Annotated in this window: 25 protein-coding genes; 16 read left to right on the forward strand and 9 right to left on the reverse strand. The window is 39.2% G+C overall.

The genetic code is table 11. The annotated features are described in order from the left end of the window. The first annotated feature begins 13 nt into the window (after window positions 1-13). Both BCM40_RS01615 and BCM40_RS01620 read left to right on the forward strand, forming a co-directional pair. Entirely contained in the window at window positions 14-1,375 is a 1,362-nt protein-coding gene (locus BCM40_RS01615) for a copper amine oxidase (protein ID WP_065527451.1), read from the forward strand. 224 nt (window positions 1,376-1,599) lie between these two features. Continuing rightward, window positions 1,600-2,157, forward strand: a complete 558-nt coding sequence (locus BCM40_RS01620; protein ID WP_065527450.1) for a copper resistance CopC family protein — start codon at window positions 1,600-1,602, stop codon at window positions 2,155-2,157. Window positions 2,158-2,292: 135 nt separating this feature from the next. Here BCM40_RS01620 and BCM40_RS01625 read toward each other — a convergent pair whose 3' ends face one another. After that, window positions 2,293-3,198, reverse strand: coding sequence for a sensor domain-containing diguanylate cyclase (locus tag BCM40_RS01625; protein ID WP_238323741.1), 906 nt, complete (start codon window positions 3,196-3,198; stop codon window positions 2,293-2,295). A 298-nt stretch (window positions 3,199-3,496) separates the two neighbouring features. Here BCM40_RS01625 and BCM40_RS01630 point away from each other — a divergent pair, with 298 nt between their 5' ends. Then, window positions 3,497-4,324, forward strand: coding sequence for a mechanosensitive ion channel family protein (locus BCM40_RS01630; RefSeq protein ID WP_065527449.1), 828 nt, complete (start codon window positions 3,497-3,499; stop codon window positions 4,322-4,324). 75 nt (window positions 4,325-4,399) lie between these two features. Here the strand turns inward: BCM40_RS01630 and BCM40_RS01635 are convergent, their stop codons facing one another. Further along, complete coding sequence (locus BCM40_RS01635; protein WP_065527448.1) at window positions 4,400-4,876, reverse strand: DUF948 domain-containing protein; 477 nt, start codon at window positions 4,874-4,876, stop codon at window positions 4,400-4,402. A 207-nt stretch (window positions 4,877-5,083) separates the two neighbouring features. Between BCM40_RS01635 and coaW the strand changes: the two genes are divergently transcribed. Continuing rightward, complete coding sequence (gene coaW / locus BCM40_RS01640; RefSeq protein ID WP_065527447.1) at window positions 5,084-5,899, forward strand: type II pantothenate kinase; 816 nt, start codon at window positions 5,084-5,086, stop codon at window positions 5,897-5,899. A 66-nt stretch (window positions 5,900-5,965) separates the two neighbouring features. On the opposite strand, the gene BCM40_RS01645 is transcribed toward coaW, so the two are convergent. Then, window positions 5,966-6,523, reverse strand: a complete 558-nt coding sequence (locus BCM40_RS01645; RefSeq protein WP_065527446.1) for a nitroreductase family protein — start codon at window positions 6,521-6,523, stop codon at window positions 5,966-5,968. Between the two features lie 155 nt (window positions 6,524-6,678). Here BCM40_RS01645 and BCM40_RS01650 point away from each other — a divergent pair, with 155 nt between their 5' ends. Beyond that, window positions 6,679-8,082, forward strand: a complete 1,404-nt coding sequence (locus BCM40_RS01650; RefSeq protein ID WP_065527445.1) for a protoporphyrinogen oxidase — start codon at window positions 6,679-6,681, stop codon at window positions 8,080-8,082. Window positions 8,083-8,215: 133 nt separating this feature from the next. Here the strand turns inward: BCM40_RS01650 and BCM40_RS01655 are convergent, their stop codons facing one another. Next, window positions 8,216-9,271, reverse strand: a complete 1,056-nt coding sequence (locus BCM40_RS01655) for a C40 family peptidase (RefSeq protein WP_065527444.1) — start codon at window positions 9,269-9,271, stop codon at window positions 8,216-8,218. 400 nt (window positions 9,272-9,671) lie between these two features. On the opposite strand from BCM40_RS01655, the gene BCM40_RS01660 reads away from it, so the two are divergent. From BCM40_RS01660 to BCM40_RS01690, 7 genes are all read left to right on the forward strand, one after another. After that, window positions 9,672-11,246, forward strand: coding sequence for a fatty acid--CoA ligase (locus BCM40_RS01660; protein WP_065527443.1), 1,575 nt, complete (start codon window positions 9,672-9,674; stop codon window positions 11,244-11,246). Between the two features lie 34 nt (window positions 11,247-11,280). Further along, window positions 11,281-11,670: a hotdog fold thioesterase gene (locus BCM40_RS01665; RefSeq protein WP_420330056.1), complete on the forward strand. Its 390-nt coding sequence runs from the start codon at window positions 11,281-11,283 to the stop codon at window positions 11,668-11,670. 119 nt (window positions 11,671-11,789) lie between these two features. After that, window positions 11,790-12,752: a hypothetical protein gene (locus BCM40_RS01670; RefSeq protein WP_065527441.1), complete on the forward strand. Its 963-nt coding sequence runs from the start codon at window positions 11,790-11,792 to the stop codon at window positions 12,750-12,752. A 92-nt stretch (window positions 12,753-12,844) separates the two neighbouring features. Continuing rightward, the gene (locus tag BCM40_RS01675) at window positions 12,845-14,509 is read left to right on the forward strand and encodes a formate--tetrahydrofolate ligase (RefSeq protein WP_065527440.1); all 1,665 of its coding nucleotides are present in this window, start codon (window positions 12,845-12,847) and stop codon (window positions 14,507-14,509) included. A gap of 248 nt (window positions 14,510-14,757) precedes the next feature. Then, window positions 14,758-14,979, forward strand: coding sequence for a hypothetical protein (locus tag BCM40_RS01680; RefSeq protein ID WP_065527439.1), 222 nt, complete (start codon window positions 14,758-14,760; stop codon window positions 14,977-14,979). Between the two features lie 16 nt (window positions 14,980-14,995). Then, the gene (locus tag BCM40_RS01685; RefSeq protein ID WP_065527438.1) at window positions 14,996-16,294 is read left to right on the forward strand and encodes a DUF4139 domain-containing protein; all 1,299 of its coding nucleotides are present in this window, start codon (window positions 14,996-14,998) and stop codon (window positions 16,292-16,294) included. A gap of 58 nt (window positions 16,295-16,352) precedes the next feature. Further along, entirely contained in the window at window positions 16,353-16,967 is a 615-nt protein-coding gene (locus BCM40_RS01690; protein ID WP_065527437.1) for a PH domain-containing protein, read from the forward strand. Between the two features lie 44 nt (window positions 16,968-17,011). Here the strand turns inward: BCM40_RS01690 and BCM40_RS01695 are convergent, their stop codons facing one another. After that, entirely contained in the window at window positions 17,012-18,007 is a 996-nt protein-coding gene (locus BCM40_RS01695; RefSeq protein ID WP_083394452.1) for an alpha/beta hydrolase, read from the reverse strand. Window positions 18,008-18,259: 252 nt separating this feature from the next. On the opposite strand from BCM40_RS01695, the gene BCM40_RS01700 reads away from it, so the two are divergent. Both BCM40_RS01700 and BCM40_RS01705 read left to right on the forward strand, forming a co-directional pair. After that, the gene (locus BCM40_RS01700) at window positions 18,260-18,997 is read left to right on the forward strand and encodes a hypothetical protein (protein ID WP_065527436.1); all 738 of its coding nucleotides are present in this window, start codon (window positions 18,260-18,262) and stop codon (window positions 18,995-18,997) included. Window positions 18,998-19,109: 112 nt separating this feature from the next. Further along, on the forward strand, window positions 19,110-20,051 hold the full coding sequence (locus tag BCM40_RS01705; protein ID WP_065527435.1) for a ring-cleaving dioxygenase: 942 nt from the start codon (window positions 19,110-19,112) through the stop codon (window positions 20,049-20,051). Window positions 20,052-20,094: 43 nt separating this feature from the next. Here BCM40_RS01705 and BCM40_RS01710 read toward each other — a convergent pair whose 3' ends face one another. Next, the gene (locus tag BCM40_RS01710) at window positions 20,095-21,003 is read right to left on the reverse strand and encodes a proline dehydrogenase family protein (protein ID WP_065527434.1); all 909 of its coding nucleotides are present in this window, start codon (window positions 21,001-21,003) and stop codon (window positions 20,095-20,097) included. Window positions 21,004-21,299: 296 nt separating this feature from the next. On the opposite strand from BCM40_RS01710, the gene BCM40_RS01715 reads away from it, so the two are divergent. Beyond that, window positions 21,300-22,709, forward strand: a complete 1,410-nt coding sequence (locus tag BCM40_RS01715; protein ID WP_065527433.1) for a hypothetical protein — start codon at window positions 21,300-21,302, stop codon at window positions 22,707-22,709. 200 nt (window positions 22,710-22,909) lie between these two features. Here BCM40_RS01715 and BCM40_RS01720 read toward each other — a convergent pair whose 3' ends face one another. Next, window positions 22,910-23,470, reverse strand: coding sequence for a shikimate kinase (locus BCM40_RS01720; protein ID WP_065527432.1), 561 nt, complete (start codon window positions 23,468-23,470; stop codon window positions 22,910-22,912). A gap of 187 nt (window positions 23,471-23,657) precedes the next feature. Here BCM40_RS01720 and BCM40_RS01725 point away from each other — a divergent pair, with 187 nt between their 5' ends. Next, window positions 23,658-24,698, forward strand: a complete 1,041-nt coding sequence (locus tag BCM40_RS01725; protein ID WP_065527431.1) for a lactonase family protein — start codon at window positions 23,658-23,660, stop codon at window positions 24,696-24,698. 64 nt (window positions 24,699-24,762) lie between these two features. Here BCM40_RS01725 and BCM40_RS01730 read toward each other — a convergent pair whose 3' ends face one another. Further along, complete coding sequence (locus BCM40_RS01730) at window positions 24,763-25,092, reverse strand: hypothetical protein (RefSeq protein ID WP_065527430.1); 330 nt, start codon at window positions 25,090-25,092, stop codon at window positions 24,763-24,765. A 4-nt stretch (window positions 25,093-25,096) separates the two neighbouring features. Beyond that, window positions 25,097-25,675 carry an SCO family protein gene (locus BCM40_RS01735; protein WP_065527429.1) on the reverse strand — a complete coding sequence of 193 codons (579 nt, stop codon included), beginning with the start codon at window positions 25,673-25,675 and terminating at the stop codon, window positions 25,097-25,099. Window positions 25,676-25,833: the final 158 nt, after the last annotated feature.

Consider the following 25,833-nt stretch of genomic DNA (forward strand, 5'->3'; position numbering starts at 1 on the left):
GGAGCGATTTTAGATGAAATTAAACAAAGTACTTTTAGCCGTACCACTTAGTCTAGCATTATTGGTACCAACGGCGGCACTTGCCGACAGCCACGGAGGCCATTCTACAGCGAGTGAAGCATCTATGGAAATGGCGACCGCAACACCTGCAGGGGAATTGCGCATTGCACTGGATACAACTTTAACGGAGCATGCGTTCCTTGCAATCGAAGCAATGCGTAAAGGCGTCGACGGCGCAGAAGATTTTGACCAAGCAGCGGGCGCGTTACTTGCGAACGCCGATGACTTATCTGCCGCAGTTGGTTCGGTTTACGGCGACGAAGGCGCTGCGCAATTTGACGAAGTATGGAAGTCACACATTGGCTATTTCGTCGATTACGTAACAGCTACCGCTGAAGACAACCAAGAAGGCAAAGACCAAGCGTTAGCGGAACTGGAAAAATACAAAGTCGAACAATCGAAATTCTTTGACTCGGCAACAGGCGGCTTACTGCCAGCGGCAGCGGTTCAAGAAGGATTGGACATGCACGTTGATCAGTTGATCAACGCGTTTGACGCATACGTAGCCGGCGATTTTGAAACAGCATACTCACTTGAGCGTGAAGCAATTCACCACATGAGCATGTTCGCAGAAAGCTTGTCCATTGCGATCACAACACAGTTCCCAGACAAATTTGACAACACAAGTGCCGATACACCAGCGATTGATTTGCGTGCCACGTTAAACCAAACGTTCACTGAACACGCTGGACTTGCCGTGATGGCCATGCAAGACGGTGCCGATGGCGCGGAAAGCTTTGACCAAGCAGCGGGCGCGTTACTCGCGAACGCCGATGACTTGTCAGCGGCAGTTGGATCCGTTTACGGCGAAGAAGCCGGTGCACAATTTGAAGAAACATGGAAGTCACACATTGGCTACTTTGTGGATTACGTAACAGCAACCGGTGAAGGCAACAAAGAAGGACAAGAACAAGCCCGTGCGGAGCTGGATCAGTATATCCTAGACCAAGCGGCATTCTTAGACGCAGCAACTGAAGGACGCGTACCAGCGGATGCACTTGAAGAAGGCTTAACTGCCCATGTTGGGCAACTACTAGGCGCATTTGATTCGTACGTAGCAGGCGACTTTGACGCAGCGTACAGCTCAATTCGCGAAGCGTATGCACATATGCAAATGCCAGCAGCCGGCTTGTCAGCGGCCATCGTCGATCAATTCCCAGATCAATTTAACGCAACGGAAATGCCATCTGAAATGCCAAAAACAGGCATGGGCGGCATGGCCGATCAAAACTCATTCCCAATCTTGTGGGTTCTTGTAGGCTTGATGTTAGCTACATTGACAACGGTAGTAGCAGTACGTACACGCAAACAGTAATTAAAGGGATAACAAAAAAGCTAGCCCTCTTGGCTAGCTTTTTGTTTGGCTAAAAACTGAACGACAAAAGATTCAGTAGCTATTTTCCAATTTATTATGTTTTATTTTTTACTGTATTGTGTCAAAATCTCTAAAATAGGTAAAAGTTTTGGATATAGCAACAATATAAAGAAGAATACAACTAGAACTACTGTAAAATCAAAACAGAAATGGAGATGAACCGCATGAAAAAAATAATGATTTTATTGATCTTAGCTATTTTTGCATTGCCGGTAGTGGGACAAGCACATACGACATTGTCCTCATCGACACCTGCAGAAGGTTCTGTCGTCACGGAGACTTTAGAAGAAGTAGTCTTGACCTTTGGGACAGTTATTGAACAAGGAAGTACATTAACATTGGAAAGTGAAGGAGTGACTTATGATTTTGAAGAAATCACGCTTTCAAGTGAAGCCATGACGGGAGCTATAAAAGAAGAGTTACCGAATGGCATGTATACGATTCAATGGACAATCATCGGAGTAGATGGTCACCTGATTGAAGGAGAAATTCCTTTTGAGTTAGCGGTTGAAGTTGTTGAAGAGGAGCCAGTAGAAGAAGAGTCTGTAGTTGAAACTGTAGAAGAGCCCGTTGTTGAAGAAGCAACGGTTACAGAAGAACAGACTGCTCAAGCGACAGAAACCACTGAAGACGAAGGTGGCAATCTGCTCGTCACTATCCTACTTATTTTAGCAGTTGCGGTTATCGGATTTTTTGGATTCCGTCTATTGAAGAAGAAATAAATTTATTCATGTTGAAAATAAAGGGAAGGTACAGAAGAACCCCGACTGATTACCACTTTAAAAGTGAAATCAATTGGGGTTCGTTTAATATATACTTGTTTAGAAATTGTTTATTCTTAATCTAAAAGGACAATTTTACGCGATAACGACTTGGTTTTTGCCTTTATCTTTTGCTAAATACAATGCATCATCTACCCATTCAACCATACAATTAAGAGACAAATCACTTGTAAAACTTTTCCCCCCAATTGATACAGTAACGTCAATTTGACTGTGTTGTCCTTGGATTTTCAATTGTTGGATTTCTTGACTTAACCTATTAGCTATACATTCTAATTCTACCTTACTGGTGTTAGGGAACAGTACAGCAAATTCGTCTCCTCCAATACGCGCTACAGTATCAGAAGATCTCGTGGTCTCCGTAATTTGACGAGCTAACTCTTTTAACACTTGGTCACCAGCAGGATGTCCATAAGTATCATTGATGTCTTTGAAATTGTCGGTATCAATGTATAACAATGAAATAGGTACGTTCTTTTGAATGGCATAGTGGACTTCTTTTTTTAATTGTTCCTGAAAATAGCGTCTATTAAAAAGAGAAGTTAAAGAATCTTTTTCGGCATATTCTTTTAGTTGTAGTTCTGTCAGCTTTTGTTTTGTGATATCTACATGCCGAATGACCACACCTTCAATAGCTGATGCATTTGCTTGAAGAGGAGTTGCTTGTATCAAAAACCACCTACTGGTGGAAGTTGAATCACAAAAGTATTCGAAGTCAAAGCAATCGGTTTCCCCAGATAAGACGGCTTGTACCCCTTGTTGAACAGCAGGTTCTTTTTCAAAATGCTGAAAATAATTTGTGCCGATCTCATAGTTCGAAAAACTCTCCCCATTTTGAACCTCAAACTGATGCCATTCTTCATTGGTAAAACAGATAGTTCCAGTAGAATCGATTAAGCAGATAGGATCTCTCAGTGAATTTAATATCGATTTATTTATCCCTGGGTCAATCGATAAAAAAGTATTAACATGTGTATGCAATAGAATCATCATCTTTCTATAGGTGAGGTAAGTTCAGGTTGTAACTTTCTTATTCCCTTTCAATCAATTTTAAAAACTTTAAAATATTTCCATTTCATTTTTTATGAAAATGCGAGAAAGATATGAGTTTTGAAAAAATGAAAAATGTAAGTTCTTTAAAAGTAGAAAAAATCCGAAAGCGATGTTAAGAAATGAAATCACTAGAACATGTGTGTTATAAAGGAAAGGGAATATTGAAAGTGATTGTGGCAACTAAAATTTATTACGTTGTTCTATCAGAAATGGAAAGGATGATTTTTTGTTAGACTTAGGAAATTTCGAATGGGAAGTGCTCCTGATTGGTGCAGGAGTGATAGTAGCGCAAATAATCGGCGTGTTAATTGCTTTTCTTATCGTAAGGGCAATTGGAAAAAAATTAATCAACCGATTTTTCGAGAGGTTATTGGTGAAAGAAGATGTTACGAAAGGTCGCGCCTTAACACTTCAAAGCTTGTCAGAAAATATTTTTTCTTATATTTTAATTTTTGTCCTAGTCACGACAGTTTTTAATATATTTGGGTTATCTGTAGCAAGTTTGATTGCGGGTGCTGGGATTATCGGATTGGCAATTGGCTTTGGGGCACAAGGATTAGTGAGTGACGTCGTTACAGGTTTCTTTTTACTACTAGAAAAACAGCTTGATGTGAACGATTATGTAACCGTAGGAAGCATTGATGGCATTGTTGAAGCTGTGGGTTTAAGAACAACGAAACTGCGGAGCTTTGACGGCACGTTAAATTATATTCCGAACCGAGACATCTTAACTGTCAGCAATCACTCGCGAGGCAATATGCGTGCGCTTGTGGATATTGGTATTTCTTATGATGAGAATATCGACGAAGCAATGGCGGTTATACAAGAAGCTTGTACGCAAATGGCATCAAAAGATATCGGAATTGTCGATGGACCTGATGTTATTGGTGTGCAAGCATTTGGTGCATCAGACGTTACATTGCGCGTCATCGCAAGAGCAGAAAATGGCGAGCAATGGGCGGTAGAACGGCAATTGCGCAAAGCCATTAAAGAAGCGCTTGATGCAAATGGAATTGAAATTCCATTCCCACATCAAGTAAACATTCAAAAATAATGACGCTTTAGAACAATAATCGCTTTTTAAATAGAAGAACGCAAAAAGGCAGCCGTCTAGGCTGCCTTTTATGGGCTAATACTGTTTTTCGTTACGTAGAGATGGTGAAGTGTACGTAGGACGATTGCTCTCGGTACGTCTTTGGTTTTCCCATAGTGTGAGTAGCTTAACGGCACCGTTACTCCATTCATTAACTTGTGCAATGTTTTCTCGGTCGTGATCGACTCTCGAAGCGATGTTCTTTGTGATGGCGCGAACAGAAGCGTTCAAGTCAATGACTGAATTCATTGTCCCTTTTGCAGCATCAATTAGCACAGTAACTTTTTCGGTTTTCATTTGAATATCTTCTTTTAGTTCATTAGCATGATGAGACAAGTTGGCTGCTTCTAATTGAAGTTTATCTGCACGTTCTTTCAGTTTGTTTGCGGAACCTTTTATTTCCTTCATTGGTTCTTTCATCCCTACTATTAGTAGAACAACGCCAATGATTGCTATAATCAGCCCTGCTAAAAAGATGCCCAGTGCTATGTATAGCCATGTTGCAGAGTCCATGCGATTTCCTCCTCTATTTTATAGATGTCTTGAATATGCTATACCCGTTAAACTTCTCTAATTAACCTATCAAATAGAAGGAATAGCTCCTTGAGGTTTGCTAATCGTTAAACAACTCCCATAATATAAACGAGTATGGTAGAATTTTATCATATATGTATAAATTATCTGGCATTTTTTTAAATGTGAGAAAGAGCAGGTGCGGAAATGATTGTCGGAATAGATGCAGGCGGTACATTGATCAAAGTGGCTTATACCAAAAAAGGGGAGGTCCATTTTGAAAAGTATCCAATTGCTGAAATCGAGCAAGTTGCCGACTGGGTAAATAATCTAGTTGACTGCAAAGTTTGTGTAACAGGAGGAAGGTCGGGAGTTCTCGTTTCGTTACTCGATCAACCAGCACAAGAGATGGTAGAATTTGAAGCTACGCATCTTGGGGTCCAAGTTCTACTCGAGAAAGCTGGAACTTTAGAAGATGCGTATTTGGTGACAAACGTTGGAACTGGAACGTCCATTCATTGTATACAAGATAATATGCAAGAGCGATTAGGCGGTACGGGTGTTGGCGGCGGTACGTTAGTTGGGTTAAGTCACTTATTGACTGGAGTTACCCGGTATGACGAAATTGTAGAGTTGGCAAGCCGTGGATCGCGCGATCGCCTCGATTTGAAAGTGAAAGATATATACGAAGATAAAGAGCCACCTATTTCAGGAGAGTTAACAGCTAGTAATTTTGGTCAGAATTTGTTTGCGATTTCAGATGGTGTGACGAAAGAAGAGTTGTTAGCGGCAGTAATAGGGCTTGTAGGTGAAACGGTTAGCACAGTAAGTGTCCAAGCAGCTCGCCAATGCAGAAGTTCTACTATTGTTTATATTGGTTCTTCATTTATCGATAATCCGCTACTCAAAGAAGTTGTAACAAGTTACACCATTTTACGAGGTTCTATTCCGGTGTTTCCTGATAACGGAGAGTTTTCTGGAGCAATGGGCGCGATGACTGCGTTAACTAAAAAAGCAGTATAGTTTCTATAGAAAAACGTCTTGTCTAACCAGTCGAATGGTCGGACAAGACGTTTTTAAAGTTCTTTCTTATTCACTAATAATCGTCAACTTTTCACGAATATCAGTACGTTCTTGTTTTGCTGGGATGTGAGCAGGGTAGCCAATCATCATCGTCGCAACAATTTTTTCTCCTGGTTGGACGCCGATAGCTTCGCGGAACACAGGGTTATATATCCAGTCGTTAGAACGCCAAATCATACCAATGCCACGTTCCCAGGCAGCGAGTTGGAAATTTTGAAGCATCGAAGAAATGGCGCCGTAATCTTCATCCCATCTTCTTTGTCTCGGATCTTCAGGCATGATTACGACTAAGTGAAGCGGGATGCTGCGGAAATAATCCGCTTTGTTCAATGCTTTTGCAGGCGTTTCTCCATCAGCTGTTTTCATAGCTTCAAGAAAAGCTTGAACAAATTTTTCTTTGCCAGCACCAGTATAGAGTTGGAAACGCCAAGGTTCGTTCACTTTATGGTTAGGTGCCCATTTGGCGACATTTAACAGTTCAATAATTTCTTCGGTACTGACGGCGTCAACTTTAAACTTCTTAATTGAGCGTCTTTCCATGATATTCTGGTCAATAAGGTTCATCAGTAAACAGCTCTCCTTTTCGCATAAAAATTACGAGTACTTATTTTTTATCCTACCATGACAAAGCAACAAAGCGTATTAAAACGGACAAAAAGAACAATGTAGTCCGTCAGAAATATTGGTAGAATAGACACATAGGCAAGGAGTGGATCAGATTGAAGAAAATTGTAGTCATTGGGGGAGGCATTACGGGTCTTTCCGCCATGTATTATTTGCAAAAGTTAAACATACAGGAGAACCTTGGACTAGAGTTGGTTTTGGTGGAGCGTTCGCATCAGTTGGGAGGCAAAATTAAGACAGTAAAGAAAGAAGAGTTCATTATGGAAGTCGGGGCAGACTCCATTGTTGCACGTCATGCCAGTGTTATGCCGCTCATCGAAGAGTTGGGGTTAAAAGAGCGAATGGTTTATAACGGGACAGGAATTTCTTATTTGTATGCGAATAATGTACTGCATGCGATTCCAAAAGACAGTGTCTTTGGTATTCCAATGAGCAAAGAAGCATTATTTAGTTCAACGCTTGTTTCAGAAGAAGGAAAGCAGGCAGCGTTAAAAGATTTTACTAGCTCGAACGAAAACTATACACGGGATAGTTCAATTGGTGAATTTCTAGAAGCTTTTTTAGGCAAAGAGTTGGTTGAAAACCAAATTGCGCCAGTGCTATCTGGCGTCTATTCAGGGAATCTTTATGAGTTAACCTTATCATCGACCTTACCTTATTTAGTTGACTATAAAAACAAATACGGCAGTATTATCAAAGGTTTTGAAGCAAACAAAGAATTTTTCCAAGGAGCAGCAAATAAAAAGTTCATTTCTTTTGATGAAGGGATGGAAGTGCTGATTGATACGTTAGAAAGCAAACTAGCGCCAGCTCGAATCATCAAAGGGATCGGAACGACGGCTATCCAAAAAGACAAAGCCGGCTACCTTGTAGAGCTTGAAAATGGTGAAGCATTAAAAGCTGATTACGTAATTATGGCGACGCCTCATCAAGTGGCACAAACCTTACTCAACTTACCAGAATTAGACGCAGAATTTGATCAGTTCTTGAACTCTTCATTAATCAGTGTTTACCTTGGATATGATATTCCAGACAATCGTTTGCCAGAAGACGGTACAGGTTTTATCGTATCGCAAGAAAGCGATCTGCATTGTAATGCATGTACATGGACAAGTCGTAAATGGCAACATACATCTGAAAATCAAAAGTTATTGGTGCGGTTATTTTATAAAAGCTCACACCCATCATACGGTCAGTTGAAAGATTTATCTGAAGAAGAATTGGTGAAAGTGGCCATGAGTGATATCCAGAAGAGTTTGGGGATTGAAGACATGCCATTAACTGCAGAAGTGACAGGATGGAAAGATTTGATGCCCAATTATCATATGGCGCATAAAAATGCGATTAATGCATTGGAGTTGAAAATGGAAGCAATGGTTCCGCGTATTAAACTCGCAGGCTCTTCGTACTTTGGAGTGGGAATTGGCGCGTGCATTCAAAATGGTGCTGATTTTGCAAAGATTATTGTAAATAATTTAGCCGAAAGAGATGAAAAATAAAAAAACACTCATCTAGCAGAGGCAAAGAGATGTAGGAATAGAATTTTGCTCCTATCTATATTGGCAACTAAAAAACGAAAAACCAGCAGTCTAGATAAATTCTAGGCTGCTGGTTTTTGGTATTGCGTATTTTTTATTTCATGACGTTTAAACGTTTGTAACTATCGAATTTTGAACCCCAATATTTATCATTCAAACTTGTAATTTGAACGCGGTCACCACCAGCATGGATAAAGCTATTGTTCCCGATGAAAATTCCCATATGTGAGATTCCTGGGCGGTACGTATCTTTAAAGAATACCAAGTCACCAACTTCAGGAGAACTAACTGGTGAAGATAGTGCATAAAAGCCTGTTGTGTTCGTTCTTGGAACGCTGAAGCCGGCTTGATTGTAAACATAGTAAATATAACCACTGCAATCAAATCCACCTGGTGCAGAGCCGCCCCATTTGTACGGTGTCCCAAGAAAAGAACTTGCGGATGTTACTAATGTAGAAATCGCTCCAGAATTGACAGGAGGAGTGACCAATGGATTTGAAACAGTTACTAATGAACTAGAGGCTGACTTGCCATCAACTTTTAAAACTTGTCCGATGCGAATTGAGCTAGATTTTAAACCATTTAAGCTCATTAATTGTGAAACAGATGTATTATGGCGTTTAGCGATGTTCGTTAGTGTATCACCGCTTACTACGCGATACGTACTTGTACTCGAAACAGTAGGTGCAGCTGCTGGAACTTTAACAGTAGTTGTCGGGGTAGTAACAACTACTTTTCCGCTAACGGTTAGCTTTTGACCAGGGAAGATGTTGCTTCCAGAAAGCTTATTCAACTGTTGAATTGAACTAACGCTCGTGCTGTGAAGTCGAGCAATACGTGACAACGTATCTCCTGACTTGACGGTATATGTATTTGCCGAACTTACCGGTGTGCTAGAAACAGTAGGTTTTGCTGGAGCAGCAACCGTTGTTGAAGCGGCTGAAACTTTAATTGTTTGGTTTGGATAAATAGAATTTGATGATAAGTTGTTCCACGAAAGAAGCTGATTAACCGAAATGTTATTGCTAGATGCGATCTTCCATAACGTATCTCCCGATTTAACTGTATAAGTACTTGCCTCTGTGTTTGAAGTTCCGATAGCCATTGACAATGCTGTAGCTGCAAATAATGTGAAAATAATCTTTTTCATCCTCAAACCCCTTTTTTTCATTTATTTTATAAATACTTTGGTCTGTTCTTTTCGAGTTACTTAATTCTATATAATTAATACAATATAGGCAATAAGTTTCAATATTACAATTGTGTTACAAAGATGAAAGTAATGAAAATGGTAATCAAAATATTGTTAGTAACAAATATATGGAAAATTAAAGGACTTTATAATCTCACAAATACTATATCGGGAATTTTTAATAAAAGTTAATAGTTTATATTAAATTATTGTTTATTTTATGTGGGATAGGTGAAAGTCTTTTTTTAGAGGACGTTTTTAGCGGGTATGTAGAACTTAAAATTGTTGCAATATTACCTTTTTTCTGACATTATGAAGGGATATAATGTGGACAAATTAGAAGGAGGCGGAGCAAAGAATGTACGCAACACTTGGGAAGATCTTTGATCAGACAGTTAGTATGTATCCGAACAAAGAAGCGCTAGTTGATATGAGAAGAGAGAAGAGATGGACCTATTCACAATGGAGTGAGGAGGTTCATCGTTTAGCGAATGCGCTTATTACAGCAGGTGTTTGCAAAGGTGACCGTGTTTCAAGCTTTCTTTTCAATAATAGTGAACTGCCTACTGCCCTATTTGCTTGTGCAAAAATTGGAGCTGTTTTCAATCCAATCAACTTCCGCTTAAAGCCTGAAGAACTGAGTTATATACTAGATGATGCAACACCCGAAATTGTCCTTTTTGAAGAAGCATTAAAAGATACAGTCGGAAAAATAGCTGGGCAATTTCCAAGTATTCAATTTTGGTTTATAGACGAAGAGGTGCCTGATTATGCAGTGAGTTACCAGGAACGAGTTAATGCAGCCATAGCGACAGATCCTTTTGTAGAAGTAGATGAAACAGATATATACGCCATCATGTATACGAGTGGAACGACTGGCCGACCAAAAGGCGTTATCCATTCTCATCGCAATATGGCAGAACAAAGTATGACGTGTATTGCGATGTTGAAATATACGAAAAAAGATGTAGGTTTAGTAATTGCGCCAATGTTCCATTGTGCGGAATTGCATTGTTGCATCATTCCACGTGTTCAAGCTGGTGCTTCAAGTATTATCATGCATCAATTCGATCCTCAAGCAACGGTCGATACGGTTGAAAAGGAAAAGGTGACCGTCATGTTCGCAGTACCAACAATGTGGAGCATGATGACAGAGGTGGACGGGGCGAATTCGAAAGTGAAGACCTTGCAACGTGGACTATATGGAGCAGCTCCCATGGCACCTGTTCTCGTAAAGCGAGTTAAAGAAGTGCTTGGCGTTGAGCTAATTCAGGCGTATGGTCAAACGGAGATGGGACCAGCGATTACTTTTTTAGCTGAAGATGAACAGTTAACTAAAGCAGGGTCTGCTGGAAAACCTGCTTTTAATCATGAAATTCGAATTGTTCGTCCACAAGACCATGGACCTTCAGAACCAGATGATCAAGTAGACCCATTTGAAGTAGGAGAAATTATTGTTCGAGGTCCAAGTATGATGTTGGGTTATTTCCATCGACCACAAGCTACAGCTCGTGTGATGTATAAAGGTTGGTATCATACTAGTGACTTAGGTTATATGGATGAAGAAGGTTATTTGTATGTATCCGATCGAGTCGATGACATGATTATTAGCGGTGGAGAAAATATTTATCCTCGTGAAGTAGAAGATGCCCTTCATGGACATGAACTTGTTCAAGATGTTGCGGTATTAGGTATCCCTGATGAGAAATGGGGAGAATCGGTAATGGCATTTATCGTGGTAAAAAATGAGTTGTTGACGGAGGATCAATTAGAAGAATATTGTCTGAACAACGAGAATTTAGCACGATTTAAACGCCCTAGAACGTACTATTTTGTTGAGGAATTACCACGTAACGCCAGTGGCAAAATACAGAAATTCTTGTTACGTGAACTATACGCAGATAAAAAACCAAAAGAAAATGAAGGAAACTAAGGTTGTGCGGAAGAAGGAGAATGTTGACGTGGAAATGAAGCCAATGAATGAGACCATTATTGGCCTACTAGGAATCGAATTAGGTGAAATGACTTCAGATAAAGCCATGGCTACCATGCCAGTGCACGGTCCTACGCACCAAGTTTTTGGTCAACTACATGGAGGGGCATCCGTCGTATTAGCGGAAACCGTTGCAAGTTTTGGGACTTGGAATTTAATCGATCAAGAAAACGAAATAGCAGTAGGTCTCGAAATTAATGCCAATCATCTACGGGGCAAACGGGATGGAATAGTGACGGCGATCGGTACCCCCTTGCATAAAGGAAGAACCACGATGGTTTGGGATGTGAAAATCGTTGATGAAGAAGAAAAGTTGATTTGTGTGTCGAGGTGCACAGTAGCGATTGTTCAAAAGAAAAAGTAGTACCACAAAGAGAATCCCTTGCTCAGAAGAGCGAGGGATTCTCTTTGCCTATAATAAGTTTTTCATTTGCAAGCATGTTAGTATAAACAATAAAGAAATGTAAAGAGAGAGTGGTTTATATGTTCAATTCTTTGACTGAATTAATGGAAGCAAAAAACTTGAAAGACAAACGTTCGATTCCGTGGAACCAAATTTGTCAAGAAGAGCAATTGACTGAGCAATTTATTAAAGAAAATATAGACCAAGTAAATTGGAAGTTAATCTCTGGTCATCAAGAATTATCGGAAAACTTTATTCGGAAATACAAAAATCGTTTGTACTGGGATGAAGTGATTCAAACGCAAAAGTTATCGGAAAGTTTTATCGAGAAGTATGCCAATAAAGAGAAATGGCAGCCAGTTGCGATTGAAGAGTTGAGTAAAAAACAGCAAAAGACATTTGAAAAAGAAAGTCGACCATTTGATGCAACATATTATTGGCAGCTTGTTTCAAAAAAGCAGCAATTAGCAAATGCAAAAGGCTTATCACCTATGTTTATCGAAAAACATCAGGATAAATTAGATTGGACAGAGCTTAGTCGTTATCAGCATTTACCGATGCCATTAATTTATCGGCATGCTCATCAAGTCGACTGGACGTTAGTTACACGTCATCAAACCCTATCCGAACGCTTTATTGAAAAATACAGCAATCGAGTGGAGTGGGAGACGATTTCTTTTCACCAATCTCTGTCCGAACGCTTTATCAATCGCCATCATGGGAAAATGAGTTTTATCTCAGCGCAGGAGAGACGTTCTGAAATGTTCCTTTATACGCATTTTGATAAATTGGATCCCGCTTCAATAGTGGAGTATCAGCAATTGGCTAATGTGAAAAGGTACGAACCGTTTGATGTTTATATCCTGACAAAAGGGGATCAAAAAAAATACATCATGAAATTTCATGAACTGTATGAAGGCTTGGAAGCGATTCGTAAGGTTGATGAAGAAGAGCTGTATGATCACTTAGAAGAGAATGGGTTGCTAATCGTAATCGAAGAAGATTTTCCGGAGCTAACGATTATTGGGGATATGCGGTTTTAATATTCTATTTACAAGGCTCTAACAAGCGAGCACTGATTTTTAATAAAAAACAGGTTATACTAAATAAAAAAATGAAAGTTGGGATTTTACTCATGGCTTTTACGGATTTATCGATTGCGAGCGCAGCGACTATACAACCGATTCTAGAAATTGCAGAACAGGCTGGCATTACAAAAGATGCTTTGGAATTATACGGAAACTTTAAAGCGAAAATCAATGTAGATCAATTGCCGCCTGTTCAAAAGTTAGGACAAGTGGTGTTAGTCACAGCGATTAGTCCGACTCCTGCAGGGGAAGGGAAATCTACTGTTACTGTAGGGTTAGCTGATGCGTTTAAGCAATTGAAAGAATCAGTTGCGGTAGCTCTTCGTGAACCATCGTTAGGTCCAGTTATGGGTGTGAAAGGCGGCGCGACAGGCGGTGGCTTTGCACAAGTCTTGCCAATGGAAGACATCAATTTGCATTTTACAGGCGATATTCATGCCATTACTTCAGCAAATAATGCGTTAGCGGCTTTAATCGACAATCATTTGCATCAAAACAATGTTTTGAACATTGATCCACGACGCATTACTTGGAAACGGGTGTTGGATATGAATGACCGTGCACTGCGTCAAGTAACGATTGGCTTAGGCGGTCCGGGACAAGGGATTCCGCGTCAGGACGGTTTTGATATTACTGTGGCCTCAGAAATCATGGCTGTACTATGTTTAGCGACGTCTCTACCTGATTTGAAAGAGCGGTTAGCACAAATGGTTATTGGCTACACATACGACAGAGAGCCAGTTACAGTTAGAGACCTCGAAGCAGAAGGCGCATTAACGTTATTGCTAAAAGAAGCTTTCAAACCAAATTTAGTTCAAACCATTGAAGGAACGCCTGCAATCATTCATGGTGGGCCATTTGCGAATATTGCGCATGGCTGTAATTCGCTAATTGCGACAAATACAGCAAGACGGGTAGCGGATATCGTGGTAACAGAAGCGGGATTCGGTGCCGATTTGGGTGCCGAGAAGTTTATGCACATCAAGTCGAGAAAAGGAGATTTCAATCCTGATGCAGTTGTCATCGTAGCTACTGTCCGAGCGCTTAAAATGCATGGCGGCGTAGCGAAAGATCAGTTAAAAGAGGCCAATGCGGATGCTGTAAAACGGGGAATGGTCAATTTGGCGAAACATGTGGACACCATTCAACAATTTGGGATTGAACCAGTCGTCGCGTTAAATCGCTTTGCTGGGGATAGTGAAGAAGAATTAGCGACAGTATTAGAGTGGGCACAACAACAAGGTGTGGCGATTGCTTTAACAGAAGTGTGGGAAAAAGGCGGGCAAGGTGGACTCGTTTTAGCTAAACTTGTAAAGCAAGAACTGCAGCGGCCGAAAAACTTCCAACTTCTTTACAAAGAAGAAGATTCAATCGAAGACAAACTTCGGACAATCGTTCAAAAAGTGTATGGAGGAGCAGATATTCAATTGTCTGATCTTGCCCAAAAGCAGCTTGTTGAATTGAAAAAGTTCGGCTGGGATTCCTTGCCGATTTGTATGGCGAAAACGCAATATTCATTATCGGATCAGCCTAAATTATTAGGACGTCCAAAAGGATTTACTATTACCATTCGAGAGATTATGCCGAAATTAGGTGCCGGATTTTTGGTGTGCTTGACGGGTGATATTATGACTATGCCAGGTCTTCCTAAAAAGCCCGCCGCTTTAAGTATGGATGTCACTGAAAGTGGACAGGCAGTTGGTTTATTTTAAATAAAAAAGCTTGGAATTAACACCAAGTTCGTATAAAAGAGGTGTAGGGATGAGTCAATTCCGACACCTCTTTTTTTCTACTAACCGACATAAATTGCGTCACTATATTCCTGCTAATATATTCTTTTTAATGTAATTGAACAATCAGTAAAATAAGGCGTGTCATGAAAATAGATGGTAGAATATAGGGAATAAGACTGGGCGGCATGAAGCTGCCAGTATAGCTGGACTCTATAGGAGGAACGAATATGAAATGCCAAATTGCTGTTACGGATTTTATAGAACAACAAACAGCGATTTATTTGAAAGTGGAAGTTTATGATCCACAAACAAATAAACGTTATCAAGAAGAACTTCGGTTTTTAGGAGATTTGTTGTACGGGGATTTAGTGCATGAAAAAAAATCTCCTTTAACAGAACAATGTCGGCTAGAGACTGTGGCTTATTTGAAATCTTATTTTGATCGATAAATAAGGGGGGATTTGAATGGAATTCCAATCAACACACCAACATTTAAGGTCTCAAAGTTTAACCGTTTATAATGATGGATTTGGGTTGGTCAAGGAAATAAGAGCCGTCCCAACGAACAAAGAAGTGACGGAAATCCAATTTATGAACCTCTCGCCCAAAATTGAAGTAGGTTCTATTTTGGTAGAAGGACTTCATGTATTGGAACAAAGTTATACATCTGACTTGGTCAGTAAAGCAATATTGTTAGAAAAGTATATTGATGAAATCATAATGGTGAAAAATGAAAAGTTAAACAACTCAGTGGAGGTTCGATTGCTAAGTAGTTCTGACCATATCATTGGTGAGCGAATGGATACAGGAGAAATCATTCTTGATCCAAGTGGACAATTGGTTTTCCCAGCGCTACCTGAAGGCTTGTTAACGAGACCAGCATTAGTTTGCCAAATCAAGTCTAATGAATCAGATTCTGAAGTGGGGATTTCTTATTTGACTCAAGGAATCGAATGGCGAGCAAACTATGTTGCAAAAGTAAATGGCTCTACATTGGACCTTACTGGATGGTTTCAACTTACCAATACTAGCGGTATGTCCTTTTCGATCAGTCGGCTTAAGCTGGCTGCAGGAAAAGTAAATCGGTATATAAACACTGAGCCATTATTTGCCCAGTCCAAAGTGTTTTCAGAAGGAGAGTCAGCACCTAGTTTTCATGAATATAGTTTAGCTGATGCACATGTGTATAGCGTGGATCGTCCAGTGACTATTTCAAACAAACAAACAAAACAAATCAGTTTCTTGAACATAATGAAAGTTGTTTTTCGGAAATTATATAAAGTAGATGCACACAGCAATCAGGCGAAAGTTGTCATTGAATTTGATAACTTAGAGACTAACAAGCTAGGGATTCCATTGCCTCAAGGAATTTTAAAAGTATATCACCAAGATAAGAATGGAGAAATGGAATTTAGTGGTGAGGACACTTTCAAAAATACAGCGGTGCAACAAAAAATATCTTTGACGATAGGTCGAGCCTTCGACATTGTTAGTGAAAGTTGGGAAAAACAGCGTGTTCGAAGCGGCCACTTTGACTGCATTACTTATATGTACCAAGTGCATAACCGGAAATCAGAGCACGTCCGAGTGGATGTTAAGCACGAGGTATTTGAACAAATGTGGGAAATGGAGTCCTCTAGCCATGATTACGAGCTAAAGCAATCAAATGAATTGGAATTTCGTGTGCACATATCTTCAGGAAAAACAGTGGAAGTAGAGTTTACTTATAAAGTGGATAGAAGGATGGTAGAACAGCTTAAGTAAATTTTGATAAAATAAGGTTGATAGAACAATCAGTTTAAAAGCAAAGGGGTAGAGAGACATGTTCAAAAAAATGGCTTCAGAAGCGCTAGGATTATCGGATATCGGAAAAATAATTGATCCGCAGGACTTTGATAAAACAGACTCAGATGATTACGTTATGCACGAAGATGGGGAGAAAATCTATTTTTTGATTAAAACAAAAGCCGACGAGTATTGCTTTACAAATCTGGCAATTATTCATGTGGATGGAGATAGTGCAATGTCATCTAAACGAGTATTAAAGCGTTACACTTATTCGCAGCACACCATTTCAAGTGTCGTATTAGAAACGGCAGGGAAAATTGATTTAGATGTTGAACTTGCCTTTGTTGTAGGAGCAGTGCCTTTTAAAATTGATGTTCAAAAACAGCAAGCCAATCGTCTAACTGATTTGTACAAATCTTTATTAAGAGTTGCTGAAATTATGCATGAAAATGCCATTATCACGAATATGGCAAACGATAGTTTGAATAAGGCGGTCACCGTTTTACAAAATTCAAGAACAAGTGACGTGACGCTGGATGATCAATACTCCAAGCTGACTGATTTTGGTTTTACATGGATGACGTCTGTTCGCAATCAATATCATGTAAAAGATTTTGGAGATGTATTTGAAAAGTACATTAACAATTAAAGTGTAAAAAAAGAAGCAAGCCGCGTATGCGACTTGCTTCTTTTTTATTTGCTATAAATAGCAAGAAAGTCGATCGTTTTTTTGAGTGTTTCTCTTGCATCATCGGTATATAAATCATATTGATAGCCATGTTTCAAATTTTTCTGAGTGTCTTTAAAAAATACAGAAGCGACCTGAACCTCGTAAGACTGTAAAACATCAACTAGTTCAGTAGATTGAGAGACAAAAGGATCTGCATCCCCAACAGTTATAAAAACAGGTGGGAAGTCTGAATTAATGTGTTGAACGGTAGAAAGTTCATCGATTTTCGCAAATGACTCAAAAGGTTCTGCGCCTGTATAGGCTGTTAAATAACGATCGATATTAGGGAAAGCTGTGGCTCTTAATGTATTCATATTGTATATCCCGCATAACAACAAGGCTCCTTGAAGTTGGTCGCTAGAGATAGAGGGTCGAATCGCCATCGCAGTAGCGAGTTCCGCATTAGATACAAGAGCGGCAACTTGGCTGGCAATCTGTGCCCCTGCGGAATCTCCTCCGATAAATACTCGTTCCATGTCACCGCCGTAGGTGCTAGCGTGAATTTTCATATAAGCAAGTGCCTCATTTGCTTGAATAATAGGACTTGGATAACGAGTTGCTGGAGCTAAAGAATAATCAATATTCGCTACGACGTATCCAGCATCCGCAAGTGACATGGCGTAATCTTGTCGACTTTCTTTAGAACCTCCCACATAACCGCCCCCATGTATCCATAAAACGATAGGCATTGACTCGATTGTTTTTTTAGGATAATAAATATCCAATAGACTATTTGAAGAATCGTGATAAGACAAGTTCTTTACGACTGCGACTCGCTTCTCAATTTCATGAATATTGGGAGGGGGACTAAAAGCAGCAGACCCTGATATGTGAATAGATGCTGAAACATCAGGAGGAGCGGTAGTTTCCTCGAATGCGACCATTATAAAGATTAAAGCTATAAAGAGCGAAGCAATCATCCATTTTTTTTGAGTTCCACGTTTACTGTTTACTCTCACACGATCCGTCCTTTAAAGTGGATTTTTACTTGTTGAAGTATGTTGAATATTTGTCCATTCGGGTATAGGTTAACTATCTCATTGATTCTGATTTCTTTTCTTATTAATTATGCTAACACGAATGCTATGAATGACCAACGGACTAATTTCGCTGAGTTGAAATATATTTGAAATGCCGAACGAGTAAGGTTACAACACAAGAGGGTAAGTTAAGAGGTGCTATTTTTTTGTATTATCGAAAGGAGTGAGTAAATGTTTGGAATACCCGATTTAATAGCATTAGTAATATCTGCATTTATTATTTTACCGGTAGTGGTCTTTCTAAGACAATCGGGCTATTTGTTGATGAGCTTGATCTTAGGTGTGAAAAATCCGAGATTAACGATTGGATCAGGTCCAAGAGTATTCAAAATCGGCTTGTTTGATATACGGAAATATTACCATTTATATAGCTGGTTTTCATATGATTCGCTAAAACGACAAGGAAAGTTCGCTTATGTCGCCCTTTACGCAAGCCCGATTTTATTAAATACAGTGGTGGCTATTACGTTAAATGCCTTGGTGGCCAACGGCATGTTTGAAGATCGTGCTACTTTTTTCAATCGGTTTGTTTTTTATGCATTTTATTTTGTCTTATTTGATGTTATTCCCATGAAGACTGCTAACGGAATGCCGAATAACGGATTGATTATTTATGAAATGCTTCGTTATGGTAAAAGAACGGATTTTAACAACGAACCTTTTCTTCCCTCTACTTCAGAAGTGGAAGAGCAATATACCGAAGATATAGAGAAAATGGAAGAACTTAAAGAACATCAAAAAGATCAAGTAGAACAAGAACGAAAAAACCACAATATCTCTAGATCCGAAGAACAAGATCGAAAAGAAGAAATTGAAGAAGACAAAGAAGAAAGCCAAGAAGATCTCGAGGAAATCAAAAATCAAAAGAAAAAACAGTTAGAACAATACGAAGATAATATTCCTCGATGAGAATATATCGAAAAATAAGAATTGTGTAGGCGTGAATGTGGATATCTTTAACCTGGATTACTAGAATGATAAGATTAGCATATAGATTTACCCACAAAAGGAGTGCTCCAAAATGACAAAGAAATCAATGGGAATTCATCACATTACGGCGATTGTCGCAGATCCTCAAGAAAATGTAGACTTTTATGCCGGTGTGTTGGGGTTGCGGTTAGTCAAGAAAACCGTTAATTTTGATGACCCAGAAACATATCACCTGTATTTCGGCGACGAATCAGCGAAGCCAGGTACCATTATTACGTTCTTTCCTTGGGGTAACGCCTATAAAGGGAAAATTGGTGATGGCCAAGTGGGCGTTACAACATATGCAGTTCCCATCGGGGCTTTAACCTTTTGGGAAAAGAGACTCCAGAAATTCAATATTTCTTTTTCAAAAGAAAGTCGTTTCGAAGAACACTATTTAGCATTTGATGACCCACATGGCCTTCATTTAGAATTAGTCGAAAGACAAGAGGGAGAGTCCAGTAATTGGGAGACGCAAGGAGTAACAAAAGATGTCGCGATTAAAGGGTTTGGTGGGGCAACATTGTACACAGCTAATGCAGAAAAAACAGCTGAGTTATTAGAAACAGTGATGGGCCTTGAAAAAATTGGGGAAGAGGTTGGCTTATTGCGTCTCCGCGCAGCGAGTGAGATAGGGAACATGATTGATGTGAAATTGTCTCCTGTTGGAGTAGGGCAAATGGGCGTTGGGACGGTTCACCATATTGCTTGGCGTGCACAAGATGATGCCGACCAATTGGAATGGAAAAAGCAAATCGAGACATATGGCTTAGGTGTAACACCGGTTCAAGATCGCCAGTATTTTAATGCGATTTATTTCCGTGAATATGGAGACATTCTATTTGAGATTGCGACAGACCCGCCAGGATTTGCGATAGACGAGTCATTAAATTCGTTAGGGGAAAACTTGATGCTACCGGAACAGTATGAACGGCATCGAAAAAACATTCAACGTCTCTTACCGCCTATTCAAGTGCGGAATGTGGATAAATAAAAAGAAGCATCTCTGAACTTGTTTCAGAGGTGCTTCTTTATAGTTATTTCGAAATCATGCTTCTTAACATCAAGTTGATGTTTTGAGGTCTTTCAGCAAGTCTTCTCATATAGTACGCATACCAGTCCTGACCAAAAGGTACATAAGTAGTAAAGGCATACCCTTCTTTGGCTAAATCTTTTTGCATTTCAGAACGAAAACCATATAACATCTGAAACTCAAAGCGATTCAAAGGAATGTTTTCTTCTTTTACAAATGCTTTTACTTTTTCAATAATGTGGTGATCATGTGTAGCAATCGAAGTAAATCCAGGGGATTTAAGATGAATCTTAATGAGCTTTAAATAATTTTCATCGACTTCGTGTTTTTCTTGGAATGAAACTTCGGCACTTTCTTTATAGGCCCCTTTTACGAGGCGAAGTCGAACGTCTTTTAAAGTTTCCACATCTTTTTCGGAGCGATACAAATAGGCTTGGATGACTGTGCCGACATTCTCATACTCTTTACGTAAAGCTTCTAATATATCGAGTGTTTGTTGGAGGTGAGCATAATCTTCCATATCTAAGTTGATGAAGATGTCGTAGTGGAAAGCTGCAGCTACGATTTCTTGAATGTTTTTCAAGCAAAAATCGAAATCTACATCTAATCCAATTTGTGTCAACTTCACAGACATATGGGCATTGACACCATAAACTTGAATAGCTTCCAGTGTCTCTAATATCGCCTCTTTGGCTTTTGTAGCTTCTTCTTTTGTGTGAACAAATTCGCCGAGACTGTCGATTGTGGCGCTAATTCCGTCAGCATTCAACTCTTTTACCGACTGCATCATACTTGCGATGTCAGTTCCGGCAACAACTTTTCCAGCCCCTAATTTCAAGCCCCACTTTTTAGCAGCACTGTTTAATGGTTGATTTTTGGATAATGCAATAAAGAAGTTTTTTGTTACACCCACATTTGATTCCCCCTATACTGTTAAAGCGCTTTGTTGAGCAGTTAAGCTTTTATACAGGAATGTCCTGCTTAATGTAATATGGTCTATATTCCAAGGGAGTTGATATGCAATCCTTTGTTAACTCAGAGCATATCACATATTAACTGAAAACTAAAAATCTAAGAAAGTAGAAGGTTTTGTAAGAGTTGTGTGTGCTAAGGTTTAAACTTAAATAGGAAATATCAAATTGGAAAAGATAAAGATACAAAAAAGTGTAGAATGGAACAAGCAATTAAAGATAAGTGAGGGGGGATAAAATGAATCCGAAAGCTGCCAAAGGCTTTATATTTTCAGTTACAGGCTATGGTTTGCTGCATTTTGTCACCTATTTTTATGAAACGGCATTATTAACGTTAATGCTTTCGGTATTAGGTGTTTTGCTGTTACTATTTGCTGCAATCTTACTGCCTTTTAAAAAGTTTCAATTGCAAATGGGGTTAGTGATTATGGCGATAGCTATGTTGTTTTTCACAAGCGATTCGTTGGGTAATGACTTAATCCGCGGGTTACAGCAAATGAGAAATTTAGTAGGTTTGCTATTAGTAGTGCCAATGATTAGTTGGGTTTTAAAGGAAGAGCCTTATATAGAAGAAATTATGAGTTATGCTCATAACTTTTTAAATCAAAGCCAAAAATTTTACTTTGGTCTTATGGCAATGACTCAAGTTATTTCGCATTTTCTACTATTTGGTGTCGTGCCAATGATGTATCATTTTATCGATAATTTTTTAAAAGATCACAAAGGGGAAGCGTGGGAAAATTTTAAAGGAACCGCAATTCTCCGTGGTTTTGGACTTTCTACATTATGGGTAATTAGTATTCCGAGCTTCATTTTTGCGGTGGAGGCCTTGGGTGCAACACTTTGGAAGTCCATGGCGCTTGGTTTTCTCTTTGCGTTAGCCGGGACGATTTTATCGGTCATGTTTTCTTATTATCAAGAAAAGAAAGATGGAGTGGACTTTTCAGGGATATTAGGAGATGAAATTGAAAAAGCCATGAAAAATTCTCGGAATCAAGGAAAATGGAATAAGGATGTGGCAGAATTTGCTTTTTTGTTTATCTCTTTGTTTGGAACCATTTTCTTTGTTCACGAAATTACAGGGCTCGAGTTTTTGCTGACCATCCCGCTAGTTATACTTGTATGGACTTTTCTCTATTTTCTTATTAAACGAAGATTGCCAAGTTTTATTGGTGAAAGCGAGTATTATCTTTCAACAGGAATCGCAAAACAAGCGCAACAATACAGTATTTTAGTCGCAGCGGGCCTACTAATTTATATTTTAAATCAATCGAATGTTGGAGAGTATGTTGTGGGGGGCATGAATTTTTTGACGGGGATTATCCCTTTGTTAAACATATTGTTTCTTTTGCCGTTCATTGTAATTTTACTTGGTTTTATAGGCTTAGGTCCGTTACCAGTTATCGTATTAGTAACAGGTATATTAGAAGCCATTCCATTTCCCTACCCCCCAGAATTAGTCGTGTTAGCAGTTACGTCAGGAAGCGTTATTTCTATTGTTTTATCACCTTTCGTTATGCCAGTGATTATATTAAGCAGTGTCAACGGACTAAGTGGTGTCCGTAACGGTCTGCAATTCAATTTGAAATTTGCCATTGCTTTTTATATTATGGTGCAATTATTTATTCAAACAGTGATTCATTTATAGCGCAACGATTGATGCACGAAAAAGCTTTGACAAGCTTTTTCGTGCATTTTAAATATTCAAAAGAAGGAACATTGAAAGCCTGTTACCCATAGCGTATAATTTGAAATAACTGAATATTAAAACGAGGAGTGTGTACAAGGTAACATAGAGGTGAAATTCTATAACGACAAAACCGCCACATTTAAGTGGCGGTTTCCTTTTTATTTAGGTTGAGGCGCATGAATTTCCCAAGATAATTTCAGCGCATCTGCTAAGTAATCTGCAGCTTCTTCCGCTTTAAAGTTATCGATTTGAAATTTAGAGTGGTTTAGGGAGTAACTATTTTGTCGTTCAAGAAATAACGATTTAATATCTTCGAGAGAACGTCCTTTTAGTAAAGGTCGGTTATCTGTGAGAATGTGGATTCGGTCTTTCCAAGATTCCCATGAAATATCGAGAAATAAGACGATGCAATTAGTCATGCAAAGGTCTTGAATTTCTTTTTGCAAAAAGGCACCACCTCCAACAGAAATAATGTTGAGCGGTTGTTGACTGTACCTCTCGATCAATTCCTTTTCTTTAGCACGAAAAACTTGTTCGCCGTAGAGCTCGAATATTTGTGGGATGGCCATAGCGAACTCTTTTTCAATTTCAGCATCGATATCTACAAAATTGCGGTACAGTTTTAAGGCTAATAACTTTCCGACAGTAGTTTTTCCAACGCCCATAAAACCGATACACACAATGCTTTTTTCACGGATAGATAAACCGAAATTTCTCATGGACAACCTTCTTTCTTTTTAGAGTGATTCGTCGGGTTCATAGCCTACTTTACCTTATTTGTATCAAAAATTCATCGGATTTACTGAATATATATGTTTTATTTTCAAAGTGATATTCAACTTTAGTTGGAAGAAGGGTTCAGCTGTTTTTTGAGTAGAACACTTATTTAGTTTAGGGGGTAGTTTGATGGGAACGAGTTATATACTGACAGGATCATATGCATCCGAAATAGAGCCAGGTATTAAACTTTGGGAATTTGAAAAGAGTACTGGGGAGCTAACTGAGTTAACGAGTATTGGAGGCATCGAACGTCCTTCGTTTCTTGCTATTCATCCAAATGGCACAAGTTTCGTTGCTACTAGCGAAGTTGGGAATGGTGAACTAGTGAGTTACTGGATTCATCCTACTACTAAAAAAATGATGGAAATTAATAGGCAACCTTCGAATGGCGACCATCCAGCGCATGTGACCATCGATGAAACAGGAAATTGGCTATTATCTGTTACTTATTCAGGAGCAACTATTAATGTTCATCCTCTATTAGCAGATGGGGCAATTGGCGAGTTAGCATTTTCTACAAAGCATGAAGGTTCTGGACCAAATAGCGATCGACAAGATGCGGCTCATCCACATTCAATTATCCAAGTGCCAGACAGAAATCTATTTCTTGTATCCGATTTAGGGACCGATACAATTACTACCTACAAATTAAATACGGCTGATGGAAAGTTGACGCATCAGCATACTGTCCAAACAGAAGCGGGAGCGGGACCGCGTCATTTAAGTTTTCACCCTACAAGGCCTTTTGTCTATTCAGTAAATGAACTGAATTCTACGTTAATGGTCTATAAAATCAGTCGTGACGGACAATTGGAATTTCTTCAATTAGTGCCGTTAGTGCCAGATAGTTATGAAGGGGAAAATACGAGTGCAGAAATCGCAGTATCGAGCGATGGCAAATTTGTTTATGCTTCAAATCGTGGACACGATAGTATTGCTTCTTTTGCTGTTCAGGCTAATGGGACATTAGAAAATTTAGGATTGGCGAGTTCAGGAGGGGAAGGGCCTAGACATTTTGGGCTAATTTCTGGAAATGACTGGTTAATTGTGGCGAATGAAAACTCGCATACGCTTACAGCTTTGAAGATGGGGCGTGCGGGTACCCCATGCACAGTTGAGAATATTATCCAAACGACCGCACCGGTTTGTGTCAAAGTCATTAAATAAAACATAGGAGACAAAAACACCTAAAATCGAAGGCCTGAAAACCTGACGAATTTAGGTGTTTTTTTTACCAATCCTTTGATTGTTTTTCAATAATGCCAAGCTCTTTCATAAGACGTGTAAAACCACTATCCCGATTTCCCGCAAAAGCGATTTCGGTGCAAGTGGAATGAGGAGGATAATTAAGCTCTTGAGCCTTTGCTAACGTCGATTCTTCTAAAAAGTTTGTAGCGTCAGCCTCTTCAAAACAAGAAGGCGCGATATATGTTCTATACGTATGTTCAAGTATGACACGACTTTCTGGTGCTGGTTTATTTTCTCTTGGTAGAAAAAACAACAGCAACAACACTGCGACAGCCAATAGAAGAGCACTCATCCAAATTTCTTTTTTTTTCATAAAGTTAGTCCTCCGTCAGTAAAATTTCCGCATCCGCCAGAATTTCTTCTACTGGTGGGTTTAATCCTTCATACGATTTCATAATCACACCTTCTTGGTTGACCAAGTAAAAATAAGTGCCATGAATCACTTGGTCATCATTTTCAGGTTTTCTCGCTAAAGTTTGGAAATTATCCATCGCGAAATCATCAATTTCTTGTGGAGTATAACCTGTCAGCAAGTTCCAAGTAGATAAATCTGCCCCATAATTTTCAGCATAAGATTTTAAAACTTCAGGTTTATCAAACAATGGATCAACACTAAAGGAAACGATTTGAACGTCTAGTCCTTGTTCTTTTAATTGTTCTTGCAAACCTGTCATATTCGACATCATGGGCAAACAAACAGTGGTGCAATTAGTAAAGACAAAATCGGCCAGCCACACTTCACCTTCTAAATCAGTTAAACCAAATTCTTCATTGTTTTGGTTAGTAAATGTAAAATCCTCAATTTCCCATTCAAGCGGATCTTCAATACTTGGGCTACATGCACCCAAAAAAATGCTGATTAACACAGCAAATAATAGATTTTTATACTTTCGCAAAAACGTCAACCTCTCTTTCGATAAACGGTGATCTTCCTAAGCGTAGTAGATATTCTGTTTTCAAACAAGAGCCTAAGTAGAAAGAAATGTGTAGACATTGCGAACAGAAGGGTTTTAAAGTTTTTGAATTTAACTAAATTTTTGAATAATCAAGAATC

This window comes from Planococcus donghaensis (assembly GCF_001687665.2).
Taxonomy (GTDB): Bacteria; Bacillota; Bacilli; order Bacillales_A; family Planococcaceae; genus Planococcus; species Planococcus donghaensis.